The 21,132-nt window shown below is 65.1% G+C and carries 17 protein-coding genes; 7 read left to right on the forward strand and 10 right to left on the reverse strand.

The genetic code is table 11. The features are described from left to right. Positions 1-19: 19 nt before the first annotated feature. Positions 20-493 carry an Lrp/AsnC family transcriptional regulator gene (locus ACGGKE_RS14010; RefSeq protein ID WP_394438770.1) on the reverse strand — a complete coding sequence of 158 codons (474 nt, stop codon included), beginning with the start codon at positions 491-493 and terminating at the stop codon, positions 20-22. Between the two features lie 94 nt (positions 494-587). Here ACGGKE_RS14010 and phhA point away from each other — a divergent pair, with 94 nt between their 5' ends. Together phhA and hppD are read left to right on the forward strand one after the other, a co-directional pair. Beyond that, positions 588-1,457 (forward strand): phenylalanine 4-monooxygenase, encoded by an 870-nt coding sequence (gene phhA, locus ACGGKE_RS14015; protein WP_394438771.1) that lies wholly within the window; start codon positions 588-590, stop codon positions 1,455-1,457. Next, complete coding sequence (gene hppD, locus ACGGKE_RS14020; protein WP_394438773.1) at positions 1,454-2,521, forward strand: 4-hydroxyphenylpyruvate dioxygenase; 1,068 nt, start codon at positions 1,454-1,456, stop codon at positions 2,519-2,521. Before phhA ends, hppD begins: the two co-directional genes overlap by 4 nt. Positions 2,522-2,539: 18 nt before the next feature. On the opposite strand, the gene ACGGKE_RS14025 is transcribed toward hppD, so the two are convergent. The 7 genes from ACGGKE_RS14025 to araD1 form a co-directional block, all read right to left on the reverse strand. Then, the gene (locus ACGGKE_RS14025; RefSeq protein ID WP_394438774.1) at positions 2,540-4,564 is read right to left on the reverse strand and encodes a glycosyl hydrolase family 65 protein; all 2,025 of its coding nucleotides are present in this window, start codon (positions 4,562-4,564) and stop codon (positions 2,540-2,542) included. A 121-nt stretch (positions 4,565-4,685) separates the two neighbouring features. After that, on the reverse strand, positions 4,686-7,532 hold the full coding sequence (locus ACGGKE_RS14030; RefSeq protein WP_394438775.1) for a TonB-dependent receptor: 2,847 nt from the start codon (positions 7,530-7,532) through the stop codon (positions 4,686-4,688). 262 nt (positions 7,533-7,794) lie between these two features. Continuing rightward, positions 7,795-9,222 (reverse strand): family 43 glycosylhydrolase, encoded by a 1,428-nt coding sequence (locus ACGGKE_RS14035; RefSeq protein ID WP_394438776.1) that lies wholly within the window; start codon positions 9,220-9,222, stop codon positions 7,795-7,797. Positions 9,223-9,257: 35 nt separating this feature from the next. Next, entirely contained in the window at positions 9,258-10,304 is a 1,047-nt protein-coding gene (locus ACGGKE_RS14040) for an arabinan endo-1,5-alpha-L-arabinosidase (RefSeq protein WP_394438777.1), read from the reverse strand. 143 nt (positions 10,305-10,447) lie between these two features. Continuing rightward, positions 10,448-12,013, reverse strand: a complete 1,566-nt coding sequence (locus ACGGKE_RS14045) for an alpha-N-arabinofuranosidase (RefSeq protein ID WP_394438778.1) — start codon at positions 12,011-12,013, stop codon at positions 10,448-10,450. 29 nt (positions 12,014-12,042) lie between these two features. Then, positions 12,043-12,969 (reverse strand): Gfo/Idh/MocA family protein, encoded by a 927-nt coding sequence (locus ACGGKE_RS14050; protein WP_228164714.1) that lies wholly within the window; start codon positions 12,967-12,969, stop codon positions 12,043-12,045. A gap of 5 nt (positions 12,970-12,974) precedes the next feature. Then, positions 12,975-13,967, reverse strand: a complete 993-nt coding sequence (gene araD1, locus ACGGKE_RS14055; protein ID WP_394438779.1) for an AraD1 family protein — start codon at positions 13,965-13,967, stop codon at positions 12,975-12,977. A gap of 186 nt (positions 13,968-14,153) precedes the next feature. Here araD1 and ACGGKE_RS14060 point away from each other — a divergent pair, with 186 nt between their 5' ends. Beyond that, positions 14,154-14,918, forward strand: a complete 765-nt coding sequence (locus ACGGKE_RS14060) for a FadR/GntR family transcriptional regulator (protein WP_228164713.1) — start codon at positions 14,154-14,156, stop codon at positions 14,916-14,918. A gap of 127 nt (positions 14,919-15,045) precedes the next feature. Here ACGGKE_RS14060 and ACGGKE_RS14065 read toward each other — a convergent pair whose 3' ends face one another. Further along, on the reverse strand, positions 15,046-16,353 hold the full coding sequence (locus ACGGKE_RS14065) for a sugar MFS transporter (RefSeq protein WP_317517192.1): 1,308 nt from the start codon (positions 16,351-16,353) through the stop codon (positions 15,046-15,048). 124 nt (positions 16,354-16,477) lie between these two features. Here ACGGKE_RS14065 and ACGGKE_RS14070 point away from each other — a divergent pair, with 124 nt between their 5' ends. From ACGGKE_RS14070 to ACGGKE_RS14085, 4 genes are all read left to right on the forward strand, one after another. After that, positions 16,478-17,626 (forward strand): aldose epimerase family protein, encoded by a 1,149-nt coding sequence (locus ACGGKE_RS14070; protein ID WP_394438780.1) that lies wholly within the window; start codon positions 16,478-16,480, stop codon positions 17,624-17,626. Further along, complete coding sequence (locus ACGGKE_RS14075) at positions 17,626-18,483, forward strand: SMP-30/gluconolactonase/LRE family protein (RefSeq protein ID WP_394438782.1); 858 nt, start codon at positions 17,626-17,628, stop codon at positions 18,481-18,483. Before ACGGKE_RS14070 ends, ACGGKE_RS14075 begins: the two co-directional genes overlap by 1 nt. 354 nt (positions 18,484-18,837) lie before the next feature. Beyond that, entirely contained in the window at positions 18,838-18,999 is a 162-nt protein-coding gene (locus ACGGKE_RS14080) for a hypothetical protein (protein ID WP_394438783.1), read from the forward strand. An 84-nt stretch (positions 19,000-19,083) separates the two neighbouring features. Then, positions 19,084-19,677 (forward strand): nitroreductase family protein, encoded by a 594-nt coding sequence (locus ACGGKE_RS14085; RefSeq protein WP_394438784.1) that lies wholly within the window; start codon positions 19,084-19,086, stop codon positions 19,675-19,677. Between the two features lie 46 nt (positions 19,678-19,723). On the opposite strand, the gene ACGGKE_RS14090 is transcribed toward ACGGKE_RS14085, so the two are convergent. Beyond that, on the reverse strand, positions 19,724-21,130 hold the full coding sequence (locus tag ACGGKE_RS14090; protein WP_394438785.1) for an efflux transporter outer membrane subunit: 1,407 nt from the start codon (positions 21,128-21,130) through the stop codon (positions 19,724-19,726). Positions 21,131-21,132: the final 2 nt, after the last annotated feature.

Raw genomic sequence — 21,132 nt, forward strand, 5'->3', positions numbered from 1 at the left:
GCGCTGATGCCGATCGGGATCAGCGCACCGGCAGGGCCGTTTCATATTTGGTCGTCGATAGGGCGAATTGCGACGACGCGCCCGCCACCGATTGATGTTTCAGCAGCGTACGCATCAGGAAATGCTCATAATCGGCAACATCGGATGCGACGATGCGCAACAGATAGTCCCACTCCCCCGACATGGAATAGCATTCCATCACCTGTTCATGGGCGCGCACGAAATCCTCGAACGCGGCGATCGCTTCGGCGGAAAAGGCCTTCATCCGGACATGGCACAGGACGGTGACGCCCTGGCCCAGCGCGCGCGGATCGGCCAGCCAGACCGCGCGGCGCAACAATCCCTGCTCCTGCATCGCGCGCACCCGCCGCCAGCAGGACGGGCCGGTGCTGCCCACCCGCTCGGCCAGCTCGGCATTGCTGAGCGTGGCGTCCCTCTGAAGCTCCGCCAATATTCGCCGGTCCAGCGGATCAAGGCTGATAAAATTCGTCATGCAGATCCTTTAGCATGAAACAGCTTTTCGTTTCCACGTCGTCGTCCATCCCCTTTGAAAAGCATTCGCGCATTTTTTTTGACATCATCCTCATATGGAGAAGGATGCCGACACTCGCCCCCCTGGCGCGGCGGAAGACTGGACGATTCCGCAGGGTTGGGATCGGTACAGCGCCGCCGATCATGCGACGTGGGATCGGTTGTTCGAACGTCAGGCGCAGATGCTTCAGGGGCGGGTCGTGCCGCAATTCCTGGACGGGCTCGACATTTTGCGCATGGACCGGCCGGGCATTCCCGAATTTGCCGCACTCAATGATCGGCTTATGGCGGCGACCGGCTGGCAGGTTGTGGCGGTGCCCGGACTGGTGCCGGACCGCATCTTCTTCGATCATCTCGCTCATCGGCGCTTCCCCGCCGGGCGGTTCATCCGCACGCCCGAACAGGAAGATTATCTGCAGGAGCCCGACATCTTCCACGATGTGTTCGGCCATGTCCCGTTGCTCGCGAACCCGGTCTTCGCCGATTATATGCAGGCCTATGGCCGTGGCGGGCTCCGCGCTGATGGCCTCGGCGCAATTGCGAAGCTTGCTCGGCTCTACTGGTACACGGTCGAATTCGGGCTGATCGCGACAGGCGAGGGGCTGCGCCTCTATGGCGCCGGGATCGTGTCGTCCAATGCCGAATCGCGGTTCGCACTGGAAGACCCGTCGCCCCACCGCCTTGGTTTCGACCTGCGGCGGATCATGCGCACGCGCTATCGGATCGACGATTTCCAGCAAAGCTATTTCGTCATCGACAGTTTCGAGGATCTGCTGGCGCAGACCACGCAGACCGATTTCGCGCCGCTCTATGCCGATCTCGCCACGCTGCCCGATCATGAAACCGACAGCATCCTGCCTGGCGACCGCGTGCTGACTCGCGGAACCCAGGCCTATGCCAGACACAAGGAAGAGGAGCCTTTATGACCGCCACCATGCTGGAGCAGCAGCTCGACGCCCCGTCCGCCAATCCGCTGGGCCTCAACGGGTTCGAATTCGTCGAATTCACCTCGCCCGAACCCGACAGGATGGCCGCGCAGTTCGAAGCGCTGGGCTTTACCGCGACGCATCGCCATCCGACCAAGAATATCACGCGTTACAAGCAGGGCCGCATCAACCTGATGCTGAACCGCGACGATGCCGGGCGCGTGGCGGCCTTCCGCGGCGTTCACGGGCCCTCGGCCAGCGCCATGGCGTTCCGCGTCGCCGATCCGCAAGCGGCGCTCGCCTGGGCGCTCGATAATGGCGCCAAGGCGACGGAAGAGGATGACACCGTCATCGAAGGCATTGGCGGCGCCTATCTCTACTTCATCCAGGACGGCGAGGACCTGTATGGCAACTGGGCCGAAATGCCCGGTTGGCGCGAAAAGGAGGCCGCCAACAGCGTCGGCCTCGACCTGCTCGATCACCTGACCCACAATGTGCGGCGCGGCCAGATGCGCGTGTGGAGCGAATTCTACCGCACGCTCTTCAATTTCGAGGAGCAGAAATTCTTCGACATCAAGGGCAAGGCGACCGGGCTCACCAGCCAGGCGATGATCGCGCCCGATCGCGCCATCCGCATTCCCCTGAACGAAAGCCAGGACGACAAGAGCCAGATCGAGGAATTTATTCGCGACTATCATGGCGAGGGCATCCAGCATCTCGCGCTTACCACCGACAATATCTACGAAACGGTAGAAAAGCTGCGGGCGCGCGGCGTGCGCCTGCAAGACACAATCGAAACCTATTATGAACTGGTCGACAAGCGCGTCCCGGGCCATGGCGAGGATCTGGAGCGGCTGCGCAAGAACCGCATCCTGATCGACGGCGATGTCGAGAGCGAGGGCATCTTGCTCCAGATCTTCACCGAAAACATGTTCGGGCCGATCTTCTTCGAAATCATTCAGCGCAAGGGCAATGAAGGCTTTGGCAACGGCAATTTCCAGGCCCTGTTCGAAAGCATCGAGCTGGACCAGATCCGCCGCGGCGTGATCAGCATCGACGCCTGATCAGGCGCCGACGCCTGATCAGTCTTGGAACAGCTTGAACTCGGCAAGGCGCACCGCCTTGCCGGGATGCTGGGTGAAAGCGATGCGTATCCTGGCGGTGCGTAGCGCCGGCCAGCGCATATCCGTGACGCCATTGGCGACAGGGCTGCCCTTGGGCGTAGCGATGTCACGCCAGGCGCCATCGACCCAGGCCTGCATCCGGTAGCGGGCCGGCACGGCAAAGCCCTTGCCATCGGCGAAGAAGGCCAGTTCGGCGCGGCCGATCGCCTGAGGCCGGCCCAGGTCGATCGCATACCATTGCTGAGCGGGCGCAGCGGCCGAGGACCAGCCATTGGGCAGTTCCGGGAAGAACCAGGTGCGCCCGTCGATCGCATCATGGACATTCTCCGTGTCGGCGTTGCTGGACGCTGAACCCATCGGATATTGTCCGCGCACCAGCTGCACCGCCTTGTTGATCGGCCGGACGATCGGGGCGATGGCGACGCGCGCGACTTGCGTTTCCAGGCGGCCCAGTGTGTCGCGGCGCGCCACTTCCTTGCCGTCGACCTCGATCGAAAGCCCCTTGCCGCGGCGATAATGGCTGCCGTCCGCGTCCCAGGTCACGGCGATCCTGTGCCCATGATAGGGGACATCCTGCACCCGGAACCAGGCCAGAGCCTGCGCGTCGTTCATCGCCGGCAGCAGCGGATTGACCTCCAGCACATCGTCGGCGCGCGGGCGGATGCCGACTAAGCCGGTCAGGATCAGGTCGTTGAAGCCGGAATGGAAATAATGATGGCTGCGGTCGAGTCCCACGATCGGCTTGCCCGTTTCGGAATGATAATCCTCTTCCAGGTCCAGCCGATCCCCCTGATAATGCAGGGCGGCATATTGGCGCAGCAGGCGCATATAGGTGCTGCGCGTCACCGGCCCATGGGCGCTGCGATCGTTCAGCAGATTGGCCATGCCATGCAGGACCTGCGTCGTCTGGTAGGGCCAGATCGGTCCGTTCCACTGGCATTCGGGCGCGTTGCCCAGAAACCGATATTGCCGCATATAATATTCGTAGCCGGCCTCGACCGTGCGCATCCCCGCCTTGCCGGCGAGCGAAGCGGGGTCGATCAGATGCGCCCACGCCTGCGCATATTTGGGGTCGTCCGGCACCAGGCCGAACATCCAGGGCAGATAGCCGACCAGCTCCCGATTGCGGATCGGGTCCCAATAGTTGACGAACTCGTTCTTGCGCGACTGGTGCCGGTCGATGAAGTGCGTGAGCTTGTCGCTCCACAGAGCGTCCAGCACCCGGCGCTGCAACGCGTCGGCGCGCGCGGTATAGTCGGCCGCCATCGCCTTGTCGCCCGCCATCGCGGCCATCTGCGACAGCGCGCGGGCATTGGCGAACATATAGCTGTTGACCGACGGGCGGAAAGCGTCCCCGCCCCGGAAGCCGTCCTTGCCGCCCGACGCGTCGATCGACGACACGGTATATTCGGTCGCATCGAGCAGCGGCTCGACAAAATAGAGGCCCTTGTCGAAATCGAAATGATCGTCCCACAGGCGGTAGATATGGTTCATCACCGGCAGATGTTCGATCGCATCCTGCCGGTCGCCATCGACTAGGTAACGGCCCCAGACGCTGTCGGCCATATGATCGGTGAAATGCCGGTCATTGCCGCCGCTGCGGTACATGAAATTGATATAATCGTCGGTAAAGCGCCGGTCGCGCAGCCAGCGTCCTTCGCCGATATGGAAGCCGCTAGCGTCATTCAGGCTGGCATAGGGCTGGCGCTGCCAGTCGACATCGTCGAAAAATTCGGTGGTGATATAGCCTTCGGCGCCCAGGTCGCGCTGATGCCCGCGGAAAATCTGCCAGCGATAATAATAGACCGCGTCGATCCGGGGATCGGCGGATTCGAAGAAGGGGATGCGGTCTTCATACCAGGGTGCATCATTGCCGAAGCGCGCCGCGGCGATGGCGGCCGTGTCCATCGCGGGCGGGGGAGGGGCGGCGCCGATCCCGGTCAGCGCGGCTCCCGCCAGCATCATCATCCCGATCGCGCGCATCGCTCATCCTCCCTTATGTCACAAACAGATATGGCGGCCGTCCCGGGAAGTGGAGAGATTTCCCGGAACGACCGCCATGAAGACGGAGCGCAGTGAGGAGACACCGCGCCCCATCGGGCACTCATTTGAACGTGTAGCGAAGACCCAGAGCGAATGTCCGTGCGATCAGCGTGGTGCCGAGGTTGAACTGCTCGGGACCGCCGACATCTTCGAACTTATAGTAAGTCTGCTGCTTCGACTTGGTCAAGTTCACCGCGTCGAACGTCACGCCCAGGCGATCATTGACGTTCCAGGTGAGCTGCAAGTCCAGGCTCTTTTCGGGGTTGCGCCACACGCCGATGGGATTGGCGAACAGGCGCGCCTCGTTGTTCGCCAGGAACTCCTTGCGCCAGATATAGGACAGGCGCGCGCCGATCGGGCCGTTGTCATACGCGAGCGTCGCGTTGTAGCTGAGGTCCGAAACGCCGAAGAAGGACGACGTCGCTTCACCCGTGATCTCGCCGGCCGAGTTGGACAGCGGAATATTCTGCTTGGAATCCAGCACCGTGACGCTGCCGACAAAGCCCAGGCCGTCCAGCGGACCCGGCAGGTAGCTGGGGAAATAGGTCAGGCCCAGTTCCAGGCCCTTGAGCACGCCGTTCGACGCGTTGACCGGGCGCGTAATGGCGAAGGTGTCGGTCGCGCCGGCTTCGATCCCGTTGTTGGGAATATATTCCTGGATTGTGAGCGGCACCACCAGACCTTCGATCTCACGACGGAAGCCGGTCAGCGTGATCGCGCTGTTGCGTTCGAAATACCATTCCAGCGCCAGGTCGAAATTCTTCGAATGGGTGGGCTTCAAGTCCGCCGTGCCCGCCGAGCCGCTGCCATAACCCACATTGGTGAGATCGCCGGTCAGCGTGTAATTGGGGTTGATGTCGCCGAAGTTGGGACGACGCAGCGTTTCGCCATAGTTGAAACGCAGGCGCAGATTGTCCGTGATCTCATAACGGGCGGTGAAGCTGGGCAGCCAGCGATCCGAACCCGACGAGACGGTCGTCTGCGCGCCGTTATTGTAGCGATCGAAGAAGTTGTAGTCGGTATCGACGGTGACATAGCGCGCGCCGGCCTGCAGCTTCAGCGGCCGACCGAAGATCGACACCTCGCCATCGACCTGCAGGTACATGGCGATGGTGCTCTCGTCGATGTCGAACGTCTTCTGCAGCGACAGCTGGTCGGACGTCGCAAGGCCGTACAGGCCACGCACCATGTCGGCGTTGTCATAGAGCCAATAGCCATTGGCCAGGGTCCAGCTCGACGGCACGTCGGCCCGGCCCTGATAGAAGTCCGAATTGGTGAAGGCCGCATCCTCGCCCAGGCCGGCCAGCGTAGTGCCCACCAGCGGCGCGCCGCGATCCTGCGTCCGGACATAGTTGGACGCCTTGCGCTGGTCGATGCGGATGCCGGCCTTCACCTGGCGGATGAAGCCTTCATCCCAGGTATAATAGCCGTCCAGCATGCCTGTGATGGCGCTGCCCTTGTCGCGGTTGGCATTGTCGTACAGCTGCGCCACGTTCCAGATGCTGGTGTCGTTCAGCAGGCTGTCGTCATCGAAATGATAGGAAGGAATGCCGCCGCCCGCATTGAAATCGGTGGTGATGCTGTTGGCGACGCGATCGGTGCGCATGGCGATGAAGCTGCTCTCCACCTTGCTGCGCTGATAGGCGATGTCGCCGACGATCTTGCCGCGCTCGCCCAGGTCCCACTTGCCGTTCAGGGCATAGACCCAGCTGTCGGTCTTCGACTTGGTGAAGTCGCCGCTGTTGAAGCCGTAGACCGAATTGGCGGTGCGCGCCTTCACGATATTGGTGCCGTCATACAGGGTCGGCGCCTCGGGATTGGCCCAATAGTCGACGAAGCTGAACTGAAGGCTGTTGAACGTCTCGCCGCGGAAGCCGGCATAGAAGACTTCGGCGGTGTAGACCGAGCTGCTGTTGGGCGCCCACTGTAACGCGACGTTGAAGGAGGGGCGCTCGCGCTTGCCATAGAGGTCGGAGCTGAACACCGCGTCGCGCGACAGATAATAGGGGGTTTCGACGCCATTGACGAGCATGGTCGAACCGGCGGCGGTAGACAGGCCGCGGTCAAGGCCCGGCTCCCACGCGCCCAGGGTCGGGGCGACGGCGAATTCACCCGTGATCGGGTCCTTTGCCGCGGGGAAGATGCGCTGGAACGGGGAAAGGCCCGTGCCCTCGGCCGGATCCATGTCGGCAAACGGCACCAGCGCGCCGGCGGTGACGGTCTGGTCGCGATATTTGGTGCGCGTGTAGCTGCCGTTGACCAGGATGCCGATGTCGCCGATGCCGGTTTCCCAGCGGTCGCTGACCAGCAGGGCGACGTTGGGGTTATAGGTGTCGGCCTGCTCATTGTAGATGCCGCGGGCCAGGCCTGAAATGGCGAAGCCATCGAAGTCGAAGGGACGGCGGGTCTGCACGTCGACCTGGCCGGCCAAGCCGGTTTCGATCTGGTCGGCCGAGCGCGTCTTGTAGACGTCAACCCGGCTGACGAGGTTTGCCGACACGTCCTGCAGCGCAAAGGCCTGACCGGCGGCGGTGAAGATGTTGCGCCCGTTGAGTGTGGTCAGGGCGTCGGTCAGGCCGCGGATCGAGATGCCGGCCGCTTCGCCGCCGGTGCGGTTGGTGACCTGAACGCCAGTGACGCGCTGCAGCGCTTCGATGACGTTATTGTCGGGCAGCTTGCCGACGTCTTCCGACACGATCGAATCAACGATCTGCGTCGATTGCTTGCGCACGTTGAGGGCGCCGACGATCGACGCGCGCACGCCAGTGACGACGATCTCGTTGATTTCTGCGTCGGATTGCGGCGCCGCGGCAACCCCAGCGTCGGGCGCGGTCTGGGCATGGGCGGCGCCCGCCAGCATCAGCGCGAACATGGACGTGGTAGTGAAAATGACCGGCTTGAAAGCCATCAGCTAATCCTCCCCTGGGCTGGCGCATACGCCATGCCATGCCTGAATTACTCTGACTAATTATTGCTCCGACAAATGAAGCGCAAGCGGAAAGTTGGCGCGACATTTCAGGACGTGGGAAGCTTGTGACATTTATGCTGCATGTCGGGACAGCGCTGGCTTGCGCTGCTATGTAAAGCCGCGCATCGCGAAAGGCCGGCCATCCAACAGATGACCGGCCCCCTTGATCTTGCAAGCTTTTGTCGGACTTGGCCCGGCGAGCTCAGTCCGCGCGCCAATAAGCGCTTGTTTCCCGGCTGCCGACCAGCCGGATTTGCCCTTCGGCCAGCCCCAGCGCCTTGCCCGGCGCCCCCACCGCGGCGAATCGCAACAGGCCCTCACCTTTCTCCTCCAGCCGCACGAACTGGCTGCGGAGCGAAAAGTCCGCGCTCTTGCTGTCGGGCTGCAACGTCACGGCGCCATCCTTGCCTGCGACCAGATAATGGTCGGGCATCAATATGGGGGACAGCATGACGCTTTCCTTGCCGGCGCGGCCCCTGGTCTGGCGGAACTGTGTCTGCGCCAGCGACGGGTTGCCGCCGATCAGGCGCGGGCCGTCATGCGCCAGCAGCGCGGTCGGCGTGGCGGCGGAAATGAAGCGCTCGGGCATCGGCCCATTGCCGACCGGCACGCCGAAATCGGGCGTGCCCTCGGCGGTGTAATAGAGGCGCTGGACGCGGGTGTGCCGGTCGGGGTTGAACAGCGGGTCGCCCTCGATCGCTTCATAGTCGCGGCCATGATAGACGAGGATGTCGCGCCCCTGCTCGTCGACGGTGAAGCTGTTGTGTCCAGGGCCATAGACGCTGGTCTGCCGATTGGTGACGAACACCGGCTGCTTGGACTTGGTCCAGCTCTTGGGGTCCATCAGGTCGGCATTCTCGTCCGCGGTCAGGAGCCCCAGGCAATAGCGCGCATCGGTGGCGCTGGCCGAATAGGTCATGAACAGGCGGCCGTTGCGATGCAGGATAGCGGGCGCTTCGGCGACCTTGTAGCCGCGCACTTCCCAGTCGAGCGTCGGAACGGTCAGCCGCGCGGGCTTCGCCGCTAGCGTCAGCGGCGTCTTGAGCGGGGCGATATACAGGTTGGAGTTGGTCTCGATCCCCGGCTCGCGCTGGGCCCATACGAAATAGCGCACGCCCTTGTGCGTGAAGATGGTCGAATCGAGGTTGAAGCTGTCCCAGGGCGACTGGAACTCGCCCAGCACGCGCCAGGTGCCGGTCATCGGGTCGGCGCCGTCGCACACGATCGCATAGGTGCGGATGCGGAACACATCATCGCCGCCGCCGCTCGGTCCGGCGGCGAAATACATGTGCCAGTTGCCGTCGATCTGATGCAGTTCGGGGGCCCAGATGAAGCCCGACCGCGGGCCGCTCGCCTCATGGCGCCAGAGCACCTTCTCCTCCGCCGTGGCAAGGCCGGCGATGGTCTTGGACCGGCGCAGCACCAGCCGGTCATATTCGGGGACGGAGCCCGTCATGTAATAATAACCATCCTCATGGCGGAAGACCTGCGCGTCGGCGCGGTTCTTGACCAGCGGATTGACGGGCACGGGCGCAGCGGCCTCGTCCGAGGCGGCGCGCACCGCCATCGGCGCGGCCGACAAGGCGGCGGCGCTGCCGATGAAGCCACGGCGGGACAGGGCGAAAAGCATCTGATTCTCTCCGGTTAAGTCAGACTAATCTTGGATCAATATTGCGCGACGGGCCAGCCGTCATCACCCCATATGACCGGCGCGATGCGCAGCGTAGGGGCGCCGTTCGCCTGGCGGTCATAGGCATGATAGACGACATAATCCGTGTTTTTCCCGGTCCTGCCGTCCTTGTCGTGCAGCCAGCCCGCATGGCCCGGGCCGCGCCAGCGCTGCTGTTCCTGCAGATCGGCGCGCAGGAAGATGGTGCCGCCGCCCTCCATCAGCTTGCTGCCATCCTTGCCGACATAGGGGCCGGTGATCGCCCTGGACCGGCCCATGACCGTATAATAGGTGCTGTTCACGCCCTTGCAGCAATAGTCGTAGCTGACCATCAGCCAATAATAGCCGCCATGGTCGATGATGAAGGGCGCCTCGACCGGAGCGGGTGCGCCGGCCGGGGCGGGGCGCCGCGCGATGCTGATCGGCTTTGCCTTCGGGTCCTTGGGCTTGCCGGTTTTGGGGTCCAGTTCGAACAGCTTGATGCCGGTCCAGAAACTGCCCAGCGCCAGCCAGTGGCGGCCATCGCGATCGACGATGAAATTGGGGTCGATCGCGTTGAAATCATCCGCGGTCGTGGACATGACCACCAGCCCCTCGTCGCGCCAGCCATAATCGGGCGAGGAGCGGTCCAGCGTCTTTGCCGTGGCAAGGCCGATCGCCGAGCGGTTGGACCCGAAGGTCGAGACCGAATAATAGAGCCGGTAGCGCCCGTCGACATGGGAAATGTCGGGCGCCCACATGCCGTTGCTGCCCGGGATCGCCTGGCTCGCCCAGGCGGGCAGGGCGGTGAAGACGGGGTCGCCGGCCTTCCAGGTGACAAGGTCGGTGGAGGTCCGGGTTTCGATCAGCCGCTTGCCATGGCCGGTGCTGAACACATGATAGGTGTCGCCTTCGCGAATGATCACCGGATCATGGGTGGGCGCAAGGTCGCCGGCAAGGCGGCTGTTGAGCGTTTCGCGCGCCGGCTCGGGCGGCTGCTGGCCGCAGGCGGGCGCGCCAAGAAGGGCAAGGCCCAGCCATGTCATGATCATCTGCCGCTTCATGCCGGCCTCTCCTTTGGGGGACGGGCTTCCACGGTTGAAAGCTCCCGTTCGCCTGAATGTCTACTCTGCTCCGGCTTTGGCCGGAGCGGGTCGCCGATGGGATGGAGCGGGCGGCCATTCCACCCTCCGCCCGCTCCAAACTCTTATTGCAGGTCCAGCACGACCACCGACTTGGGCGGCAGCGTGACGCTCAGCGTGCCGCCGCTGACCTGCGCGCCGGTGAAGGACGCGGGCTTGATCGTTTCCGGCGCGTCGAACGTGTTGTGCGCGTTCATGGCCGACGCGGTCAGGATGCGGCCGGATACAGTGGCGGCGTTCAGGCCATCCAGCTTCACCGTCACCGTGTTGGGCTGGTTCGGGTCCAGGTTGGACAGGCCGACATGGACCTTGCCATCCTTGCCCTTCACCGCGGAACCACTGACCGCCGGCATGGTGAACTGCCCCTTGCCATACCAAGGCGTATCGAGCTCGATCGGCAGCACGGTCGCGTCCTGCCAGGGCTTGTACATCTCGAACACATGATAGGTGGGCGTCAGCACCATCTTCTTGCCATCGGTCAGGATCATCGCCTGCAGCACGTTCACCATCTGCGCGATGGCGGACATGCGCACGCGGTCGGCATGCTTGGCGAAGATGTCGAGATGGATGGAGGCGACCAGCGCGTCTCGCAGCGTATTCTGCTGCCGCAGGAAGCCCGGATGCGTGCCGGGATCCTGCGCATACCAGGTGCCCCATTCGTCGACCGCCAGGAAGACGCGCTTCTTGGGATCATATTTGTCCATGATCGCCGTATGCTTGGTGATCAGCTCGTCCATGTGGACGGCCTTGGACAGGGTATCGGCCCATAGCGTCTCGTCAAAATTGACGGGGTCGGCCTTGGGCGGCCAGCCGCCCTGGGGCAGGGTGTAATAATGGAGCGACAGTGCGTCGAGCTGGTCGCCCGCGACCCGCATCATCGTCTCGGTCCAGTTATAATCGTCGACATTGGCTCCCGCCGCGATCTTCATGATCTTGGTGCCCTTGGGCGCCTTGATGAAGGTGGCGTAGCGACGCGTCACGTCGGCCGCATATTCGGCGCGCATATTGCCGCCGCAGCCCCACAATTCATTGCCGACGCCGAAATAAGGAACGGCATAGGGCTCCTTGTGGCCATTCTTCGCACGTTCCTCGGCCAGCGTGCCGGCGGGCGCGGTCATATATTCGACCCACTCCGCCATTTCCTGCGGGGTGCCGTTGCCGACATTGCCCGCGACATAGGCTTCCGCGCCGACCTGGCGCAGCAGTTCGAAAAACTCGTCGGTGCCGACCGTGTTGGGCTCGGTCACGCCGCCCCAATGGGTGTTGACCTTGACCGGGCGCTTGGCCTTGGGGCCGACGCCCTCGCGCCAATGATATTCGTCGGCGAAACAGCCGCCCGGCCAGCGGATCACCGGCACGGACAGGTTGCGCAGCGCCGCGACGACATCGTTGCGGAAGCCCTTGGTGTTGGGGATCGACCGGTCGTTTCCGACCCACAGGCCGCCATAGATGCCGGTTCCCAGATGCTCGGCGAACTGGGTGAAGATGCGCTTGTCATAGACCGGGCCGGGCGTGTCGGCGTGGATGGTCGCGCTGGTCGGCGTGCCGTCGGTATCGGCCATCGCCGGCGTCGCCAGCGCGCTCGCCGCCAGCAGAAGCGCCGCGGTGGTGCGGCGCAAAGTCTTGATCATGTCCGTCCTCTCCCTCTTTGCGTAAGAATTCAGTCGTGGAATGCGTCGGTGGTCTCGCGCCGGCCGCGCAGGAAGGCGTCGGCGACCAGCCGCAGGGGCGCTGTGTCCACATCGCTGCGCCCGCCGCGGATCAGCGTGGCGAAGCGGCTGTAGAGCCCCGCATATTCGATATCCTCGCCATGCTCGGTGCCGCTCGGCAATGTCAGCACTGCGCCGCCATGGCTGAGCTTCAGCGTACCCGCATCGGTGTCGACATGGATGTCCCAGCTTTGCGGGCCGGTCTGCCGCCAGTCCAGGTCCATGTGGATCGGCGCGCCCGCGGTGTCGCGAAAGGCCAGATCGGCGGCGATCGGCGCGGCGCGATTTTCCGGCAGCACCAAAGTCGCGTCCTTGAGGAAGAACGGGCGGGGCAATATGTGCGTCACGATCGAAAGCGCGTTGATGCCCGGATCGAACACGCCCAGCCCGCCGGGCTGCCAGATCCAGGCCTGGCCCGGATGCCAGACGCGCACATCCTCGCGCCAGACGATCGACACCTTCTCGATGCGGCGCTCGGCCAGCCATGCGCGGGCGGGGGCGACGCCGGCGGCAAAGCGGCTGTGCCAGGCGGCGAACAGGGTCGCACCGACCTTGTCCGCCTGGGCTTTGAGCGCCTCGACCTCCGCCAGCGTGGCGCCGGGCGGCTTTTCCAGGAACACATGCGCGCCCCGGCTCAGCGCCTGCGCCGCCAGGTCATAGCGTACCTGCGGCGGGGTGCAGAGCGCGACGGCGTCCACCGCCGGCCCCTGCGCCAGGAGCGCGTCCAGGCTGGCATGGTGCGGCACGCCGGGCAGGCCCGCGTCATGCGGGCTGACGGTTGCCGCCAGGCTGAAGGCGCCATTGCCGCGAATGGCCGGCACATGCTGGTCGCGCGCGATCTTGCCGATGCCGACGATCGCGATACGGATCGGGTCCATCGGGCTCAGAGCGTCTTGACGGCGACCTGGACAGGTGCGGCGCGCTTCAGTTCGTTGCGCACCGGCAGGGTGAAGGGCGCGGCGAGAATCTCGAACACGTCGCCTTCCTGCGTCTGCACGCCGTCGCTGAAGGACAGGGTGGCGGTGCCGAAGAAATGGACATGGACGTCGCCGGCGCGGCGGAACAGGTCATATTTGAAATGATGATGTTCCAGATTGGCGAAACTGTGCGACATATTGCCTTCGCCCGACAGGAACGGCTTTTCCCAGATGACCTTGCCATCGCGCAGGATGCGGCTCGACCCCTCGATATGCTCGGGCGGCGTGCCGACCAGCAGTTCGGGGCCCAGCGACGCCTGGCGCAGCTTGCTGTGGGCGAGCCACAGATAATTGTGGCGTTCGGTCACATGGTCGGAAAATTCGTTGGCGAGCGCCAGGCCCAGCCGGTAGGGCGTGCCATCCTCGCCGATCAGGTAGATGCCGGCCAGTTCCGGCTCCTCGCCGCCATCCTTGGCGAAGGCGGGCATCGTGAAGGGCTCGGTCGGCCCGACCAGCTGCGACCCATCACCCTTGTAGAACCATTCGGGCTGCTGCCCGACCGTGCCCACCGCCGGCTTGCCGCCTTCCAGGCCTTCCAGGAACATGCGCATGGAATCGGTCTGCTTTTCGGCCGCTGCGGCTTCCCGATGCATCTTGTCGCGGCCCTCTGCCGAACCAAGATGAGTCAGGCCCGTGCCTGTCAGCAGCACATGCGCGCCATCGTCATGATCGATCGGGGCGAGCAGGCGGTCGGCGGCATATTCGGCGGCGATGTCCACAGCATCGCCCTTGCCCGCGGCGTCCACCGCCTGCGCCAGGCTGATCCCATCGGCGATCGCGTGCAGCGCCAGCGCGCGGATGCTGGCATAGCCCGGCACGAAATGGGCCGCATCGCCCTGAGCGGCGATGACCGCCCGTTCGCCAGAGTCCGAACGGTGCTGCAACAGACGCAATGTCATGGAAACTCTCCTCCCGCGCGCCTTTCCGGCGCTGGTTCCGACCAAGAATGAATGGCCCCGACGACCAACGTCGCCGTGGCGGTGAATCCGAATTACTCCGACATATTACACGGCAATGGTAAAGGCAATGATTGTATTCTACGGTATGTCATGCCTCAAAGGATGGAGGGGGGGGAGGAAGGCCGAATGGTGAAGGAAAATCCGTCTTTGCAAGCGGCGGAGACGGACAGGAACGGCAAGGAGCGGGCAACCAGGGGACCGGGCCGGCGGCTGCACGGCGCGATCGCGCACAAGCTGGGCACGGCGATCTTGTCGGGCCAATACCAGCCGGGCGACACACTGTCGGGCGAAGTCGCCTTCGCCGAGGAACTGGAAGTGTCGCGCAGCGCCTATCGCGAAGCGATCCAGGTGCTGACCGCCAAAGGGCTGGTGGAAAGCCGGCCCAAGGCGGGCACGCGCGTGCTGCCGCGCAACCGCTGGAACCTGCTGGATCCCGACGTGCTCGCCTGGGCGTTCGCCGGGGAGCCCGACATCCAGTTCGTGCGGGACTTGTTCGAACTGCGCGCCATTGTCGAGCCCGCGGCAGCGCGGCTCGCGGCGCAGAGGCGCGACAAGGAGGATCTGCGGCTGATGAAGGATGCGCTCGCCGCGATGCGCCGCCACACGCTGGCGACCGAGGCGGGGCGCGCGGCCGACCGCGATTTTCACAATGCCATCCTCAACGCCACGCGCAACGATGCGCTGCTGGTGCTGACCGCCAGCATCGGCGCGGCCGTCAACTGGACCACCCAGTTCAAGCAGCGCGCCCGCGCCCTGCCGCGCAACCCGATCCCCGACCATGTCCGCGTCTATGACGCGATCGTTGCGGGCGATCCGCACGCCGCGGCCGAAGCCATGGGCGTGCTGGTCGACCTGGCGCTGGAGGATACGGCCAGCGCGATGGAGCGCTGAAGGTCCGCGCAGGCGGCGCGCGCGCTGCCAAAGGCGGGCGTGCCATCCAACTGGGCCCAAGAAGAAAGGCCGGAGCGGCATGTCCGCTCCGGCCTTTTGTTGATCGATGGTGCGACCTCTCGGCTCGTTACGCCTCGATATGCTGGTCCGGCAAAGCGTTGGTCGTCTTCGACCCCCACAGCGCATAGAAGAGCACATAGAGTTCGCAGGCGGCGGTCAGCAGGAAGCTGGTCTGCAGGCCATAATGGTCAGCCAGCCAGCCCTGCACCACCACCAGCGCGCCGCCGGCGATCGCCATGATGAGCAGGCCCGAACCTTCTTCGGTCAGCGGGCCCAGGCCCTTGATCCCCAGCGTGAAGATGGTGGGGAACATGATCGAGTGGAACAGGCCGACCAGGATCAGCGACCACATGGCGATCGGGCCGGTCGCGAACACCGTCACCAGCATCACGACGAACGCGCCGATCGAAAAGGCGGCCAGGACATGACCGGCATCGAAGCGCTGCATGATCGCCGATCCCGCGAAGCGGCCGACCATCATCCCGCCCCACAGGAAGGTCAGGTAGTTGCCCGCCTGCTCGTGGGTCAGATTGGCGATGTGCGGTTGGCTGACGAAGTTGATGAACAGGTTGGCGACGCCGATCTCCGCGATCAGGTAGATGAAGATCGCCGGGATGCCGAACACCAGGTTGCGGTGCTTCCACAGCGAATGCTTCTTGCGCTCTTCCTTGTTGTGGCGCTGCGTCGCATTGCCCATGGCGGGCAGGGGGAAGCGGGCGATGACCACGGCCAGCACCGTCAGCACGATCGCCACCAGCACATAGGGCAGGACGACCGACTGCGCGTCGGCCAGTCGCTCGGCCTGCGTCAGCACAACCTCGCCCTGCGCCGTGCCGCCCTTCGACCGACCCAGGATCAGATAGGCGCCGAACATCGGCGCCAGCATCGTGCCGGCCGAATTCATCGCCTGCACCAGGTTGAGGCGCGAGGAGGCGGTTTCGGGTTTGCCGACCACCGCGACATAGGGGTTGGCCGCCACCTGCAGCAGCGTGATGCCGCTCGCGATGACGAACAGCATGACCAGCGTCACGCCATAGGAGGGGATCGACGCCGCCAGCGTCATGCCCAGCGCGCCCGCCGCCATGATGAGCAGGCCGATGACCATCGACTTCTGATAGCCGACCCGCTCGATCAGCTTGGCCGACGGGATGGAGGCGAAGAAATAGGCGATGAACCACACGGATTCGATCAGCGTCGTCTGGGTGTAGCTGAGGTCGAACACGCTACGCAGATGCGGCAGCAGCGTGTTGTTGATGACGGTGATGAAGCCCCACATGAAGAAGAGGCTGGCGAGCAGCGCGAGCGCAGGGCCATAGCGCGTGCCGGGATTATGCGTTGCGGCCGGCGCAGCGCCAGACGAGATCGGTCCTGCCATTCATCCTTCTCCAGTGCAGTTCCACGCGGCGAGCGACCGATCAAGGGTTGCGCCTGCCGATTTTGTCGGAGTATATCCACGGCAACCGCCCGTCAATGGGCGCAGGTCACCGGGAGGAAGTCATATGCGAAAGGTCGTCATGTTGAAAACAGCGCTGTCTTATGCGCTCGCCTTGAGCCTCGCAAGCGGAACCGCGCTGGCGGCCGAGGCCAGCCGCGCGCCCGCCGGCACCGTGGACGGCGCCGCCATCGAAACGCTGACGCTGACCAACGGCCAGGGCGTGACGGCCAAGGTCCTGACCTATGGCGCGACGCTCCAGTCGCTCATGGCGCCCGGCAAGGACGGGCAGACCGTCGACGTGCTGCTCGGCTATGACGATGTGAAGGATTATGCCGAACATCCCAATTATTTCGGCGTGACCGTCGGCCGCTATGCCAACCGCATCGCCGGCGGCAAGTTCAGCCTGGATGGCAAGGCCTATCAGCTGCCGGTCAACGACAATGACGTCAATTCGCTTCATGGCGGCGGCAAGGGCTTCGACAAGCAGGTCTGGAAAGTCGTCTCGCTCAAGAGCGGGCCCACCGCCCGGGCGGTGCTGGCGCTGACCAGCCCCGACGGCGATTCGGGCTATCCCGGCAAGCTCGACGTGACCGTTACCTACACGCTGGACGAAAGCGGCAATCTGGGCATCGCCTTCGACGCGAAGACCGACAAGCCCACCATCGTCAACATGACCAACCACGCCATTTTCAACCTGGCGGGCGAAGGGTCGCCCGATGGCGCGCTGGGCCATGTGCTGACCATCCCTGCCAAGGCGTTCACGCCGGTCGACGCCAATCTCATCCCCACTGGCGAGCTGAAGCCGGTGGACGGCAGCGTCTTCGACTTCCGCAATCCCCGTCGCGTCGCTGACGGTATTCGCGACGGCCGCGACCAGCAGATCGTCTATGGCCGCGGCTATGATCATAACTGGGCGCTCGACAAGGGTGCGACCCGGACGCCCGAACTCGCCGCCCGGCTGGAGGACCCGGTCTCGGGTCGCGTGCTCGAAGTGCTGACGACCGAACCGGGCGTGCAATTCTATGCCGGCAACTTCCTCGACGGCACGCTGGTCGGCAAGGGTGGCCATCTCTACCGGATGGGCGACGGCATTGCGCTGGAGCCGCAGAAATTCCCTGACGCCCCCAACAAGCCCGCCTTCCTCTCGGCGCGGGTCGATCCGGGCAAGCCTTACCATCATCAGATGATCTATCGCCTGTCGGTGAAGCGCTGATGCCGCAATGGCGGATGATCCCGCGCGACGTCGCGGACACACTGGGGGAGGGGACGCTCTGGTCGGCGCGTGACAACGCCGTCTACTGGGTCGATATTCTCGCCCCGGCGCTTAACCGCCTCTCGCTGGCGGATGGCGCCGTCACGCGCATCGCCATGCCCGAACCCCTCGGCTGGGTGGCGGAACGGCAGGCGGGCGGCTTCATCGGCGGGTTCCAGAGCGGCTTTGCCGAAATCCGCCTGGATCCGCTGACGATCACGCCGATCGGCGACCCCGAACCCCATTTTCCGGGCAACCGGATGAATGATGGCAAGGCGGACGCCCAGGGTCACATCTGGTGCGGCACGATGGACATGGCGGAGGAGCATGACCGCGGCGCGCTGTACCGCCTCGCGCCCGACCGCAGCTGGACATGCATCGACAGCGACTATCGCGTGCCCAACGGCCCCTGTTTCTCGCCCTGCGGCCAGTGGCTCTACCATAGCGACACGGCGAAGCGGCAGATGTACCGCTTCCGCCGCACCGAAACCGGCGCGACCGATCGCGAGCCCTTCATCCGCTTCGAGGAGGCGGACGGCTATCCCGACGGCATGACGGTCGATGCCGAAGGGCATATCTGGGTGGCGCATTGGGGCGGTGGGCGGATCAGCCGCTTCACGCCCGATGGCGCGCTCGACCGCGCGATTCCCATGCCCGCACGGCAGGTGACCAACATCTGCTTCGCTGGTCCCGACCTCGATCGCATGTTCGTGAGTTCGGCGACGGTGGGGCTGGACGATCCGAGCGAGCATGACGGCGGCTTCTTCGAAGTCGATAGCGGCGTGCGCGGCCTGCCGACCCATTTGTTCGCCGGCTGACGGCTTCTATCCTTGTGGAATGCGCGAGCGGGCGTGCCGGGATCCCGGTGCGCCCGCTCTCTTTTTGCCTTGGCTGACAAGCGTCTTGCAATGGTGGCGGAAAGCCTCTAACAGACTCGGACAACGTTGTCATTCCCTCTCCACGGCGGACGACGTTGCGCCCGGACAGCCTTTGACGAACTGCACGCGTCTTCAGGCTGTCCGGGTCGATTTTTCCTCCTCTTCGGTTGTTCGTCAGGGCGCGGTCGCGATGCCGCCGCTCAAAGCAATTCTGTTCGCGCCCTCAGCATTGCTTGGCAGCCATTTCTCTATCATAACGATAGTAAGCCGCATGAGTCGGCACGAAGGAGAGCCATGAACGACCCCCAACTGGATGAGGCGCCTGCCTCCTGGTGGACGCGCCTGACGCAGGCGGTATTGCGCGAGCCCGCCGTGACCTTGCTGGAAAAGAATGTGGATGCCCGCACCGGTGACGTCGATGCGCTGCCGGCGGGCGGTTGCGAGGGTGCGCGCTGAAAGATCGGTTGCCAATTTTGCGCTTCGTCGCGATCGCTCTGCCGTGCATAAAGCAAAGCAGGTTCTTTCTTTGCGAGGCATAGCATGACCACAGACCCCCGCGCCGTCACCCGCCCCGTCGATCCTCTGCTGCTGGAACGCTGGTCACCGCGTGCCTTTGACGGTTCCGCAATGCCGCAGGCGGATCTGGACACGCTGTTCGATGCGGCGCGCTGGGCGCCGTCGGCCTCCAACTATCAGCCCTGGCGCTTCCTCTACGCGCATCGCGACAGCGCCGACTGGGAACGTTTCCTGGGCTTGTTGGTGCCGGGCAACAGCGTCTGGGCGCAACATGCCTCGGTGCTGATGCTGATCCTGTCCGATACGCTGACCGCCGCGCCGGGCTCGACCGATTACAAGCCCTTGCACAGCCACAGCTTCGATGCCGGCGCTGCGTGGATGGCGCTGGCGCTCCAAGGGACGCGCATGGGCTATCGCACCCATGCCATGGCCGGCGTCGATTTCGATCGCGCTCGCACCGAACTGGCGGTGCCGGATCGCTTCCGCCTCGAAGCCGCCGTCGCGATCGGGCGGCAAGCCGACAAGGCGATCCTGCCCGAAGCGCTGCAGGCGCGCGAAATGCCGAGCGGGCGCAAACCAATCGAAGACTTCGCCTTCGCCGGCAATTTCCGCGACTGACCGGGATCTGCGCGGGCGGGACCAGCCGGCCCCGCCCGCACCGGGTTCAGCTTTCGGACCAGCCGCCGCCCAGCGCGCGGAACAGGTCGACCTGCGCGAAGGCGACCGCGCGATCGGCGCTCGCCAGGTCGGCATCGGCCGCCGCCTGGCTGCGCAGCGCATCCAGCACCGTCAGGAAGTCGATCCGCCCCTCGCGCTGGCGCGCCGTGCTGATCCGCGCCGCGCGTGCAGCCTCGTCCCGCGCGGTCTGCAGGGCCGCGCGCCGTTGCAGCGCATGGACATAGGTGGAGAGCGCCGTCTCCGTTTCCTCCAGCGCGCGCAGCACCGTGCCGTCGAAGCTGGCGAGCGCGGCGTCGCCATCGGCCCGCGCGGCGGCGATGCGGGCGCGATTGGCCTCCTGGTTGGGAAAGGCCCAGCTGATCAGCGGTCCCAGCACCCAGTTGAGCGGTCCCCCGCCGAGCAGGTCGCCGCCCCCGATCGCCGTGGTGCCGATCGACCCGCCCAGCGTGATGCGCGGATAAAGATCCGCCGCCGCGACGCCGATCCGCGCCGTATCCGCCGCCAGCCGCCGCTCCGCCGCCTTGACGTCGGGCCTGCGCGCCAACAGCGCGCGGCCATCGCCGACCGGGATCGGCTGGCTCAGCTCAGGCATTTGCCGCGCCGCGCGCACCGCCTCCGGCAGGGTCTGCGGCGTTCGTCCGGTCAGCGTCGCGAGCCGGAACAAAGCCGCATTGCGGTCCGCTTCCAGGGAGGGGATCAGCGCCGCCTGCTGGTCGCGCAGCGATCTCACGCGCACCACGTCCAGCCGGTCCGACCGGCCCACGTCGAAGCGCGCCTGGGTGATGCGCAGCGAGCGGTCGAGCAGGTCGACCGTCTGCCGCGCCACCGCGATGCGCTCGGCCGAAGCTGTGGCGTCGACATAGGCGCGCACCGTGTCGGCGACCACCGCCACGCGCACCGCGTCCGCATCCGCCGCCGCCGCGCCCAGCTCGCCGCGCGCCGCCTCGATGGACCGCTTCACCCGGCCGAACAGGTCGACCTCATAGGCGACGTCCAGCCCCATATCGATGGTCCAATTCTCCCGGTCCATGCCGGGCAGCGTCTGCGCCTCGCTGACCCGGCCATAGGTGGGCGATCCGCTCAACGTCGTGCCGGGCAGCCGGTCGGACCGCGCGCCGCGCAGCTGGGCGCGGGCACGCTCCAGCCGGGCGACCGCGACGCGAATGTCGGTGTTCGCCGCCAGCGCGTCGCGCACCAGCCCGTCGAGCAGCGGGTCCTGGTACAGCCGCCACCAATGGTCGTCGGCCGGGGCCTGCGCCACCGCCGGGCTCGCCGCCCCGATGAAGGGGGCGGCGGCGCTGGCGGGGGTGGCGGGCGGGCGATAGTCCGGCCCGGCGGCGCAGGCGGTCAGCGCGCTGGCGCCGAGCAGCAGGGCAATCAGGTTCCTGGTCATGG

Origin of the sequence: Sphingobium naphthae (genome assembly GCF_043589935.1) — a bacterium.
Taxonomy (GTDB): Bacteria; Pseudomonadota; Alphaproteobacteria; order Sphingomonadales; family Sphingomonadaceae; genus Sphingobium; species Sphingobium naphthae_A.

Bases quoted from the DNA above. Each gene is read 5' to 3' on its own strand.
- ACGGKE_RS14070 (WP_394438780.1), top strand. From the start codon at position 16,478: ATGCGAAAGGTCGTCATGTTGAAAACAGCGCTGTCTTATGCGCTCGCC.
- ACGGKE_RS14085 (WP_394438784.1), top strand. From the start codon at position 19,084: ATGACCACAGACCCCCGCGCCGTCACCCGCCCCGTCGATCCTCTGCTG.
- ACGGKE_RS14060 (WP_228164713.1), top strand. From the start codon at position 14,154: ATGGTGAAGGAAAATCCGTCTTTGCAAGCGGCGGAGACGGACAGGAAC.
- hppD (WP_394438773.1), top strand. From the start codon at position 1,454: ATGACCGCCACCATGCTGGAGCAGCAGCTCGACGCCCCGTCCGCCAAT.
- ACGGKE_RS14075 (WP_394438782.1), top strand. From the start codon at position 17,626: ATGCCGCAATGGCGGATGATCCCGCGCGACGTCGCGGACACACTGGGG.
- phhA (WP_394438771.1), top strand. From the start codon at position 588: ATGGAGAAGGATGCCGACACTCGCCCCCCTGGCGCGGCGGAAGACTGG.
- ACGGKE_RS14010 (WP_394438770.1), bottom strand. From the start codon at position 493: ATGACGAATTTTATCAGCCTTGATCCGCTGGACCGGCGAATATTGGCG.
- ACGGKE_RS14030 (WP_394438775.1), bottom strand. From the start codon at position 7,532: ATGGCTTTCAAGCCGGTCATTTTCACTACCACGTCCATGTTCGCGCTG.
- ACGGKE_RS14035 (WP_394438776.1), bottom strand. From the start codon at position 9,222: ATGCTTTTCGCCCTGTCCCGCCGTGGCTTCATCGGCAGCGCCGCCGCC.
- ACGGKE_RS14080 (WP_394438783.1), top strand. From the start codon at position 18,838: ATGAACGACCCCCAACTGGATGAGGCGCCTGCCTCCTGGTGGACGCGC.
- ACGGKE_RS14090 (WP_394438785.1), bottom strand. From the start codon at position 21,130: ATGACCAGGAACCTGATTGCCCTGCTGCTCGGCGCCAGCGCGCTGACC.
- ACGGKE_RS14025 (WP_394438774.1), bottom strand. From the start codon at position 4,564: ATGCGCGCGATCGGGATGATGATGCTGGCGGGAGCCGCGCTGACCGGG.
- ACGGKE_RS14050 (WP_228164714.1), bottom strand. From the start codon at position 12,969: ATGGACCCGATCCGTATCGCGATCGTCGGCATCGGCAAGATCGCGCGC.
- ACGGKE_RS14065 (WP_317517192.1), bottom strand. From the start codon at position 16,353: ATGGCAGGACCGATCTCGTCTGGCGCTGCGCCGGCCGCAACGCATAAT.
- ACGGKE_RS14040 (WP_394438777.1), bottom strand. From the start codon at position 10,304: ATGAAGCGGCAGATGATCATGACATGGCTGGGCCTTGCCCTTCTTGGC.
- ACGGKE_RS14045 (WP_394438778.1), bottom strand. From the start codon at position 12,013: ATGATCAAGACTTTGCGCCGCACCACCGCGGCGCTTCTGCTGGCGGCG.
- araD1 (WP_394438779.1), bottom strand. From the start codon at position 13,967: ATGACATTGCGTCTGTTGCAGCACCGTTCGGACTCTGGCGAACGGGCG.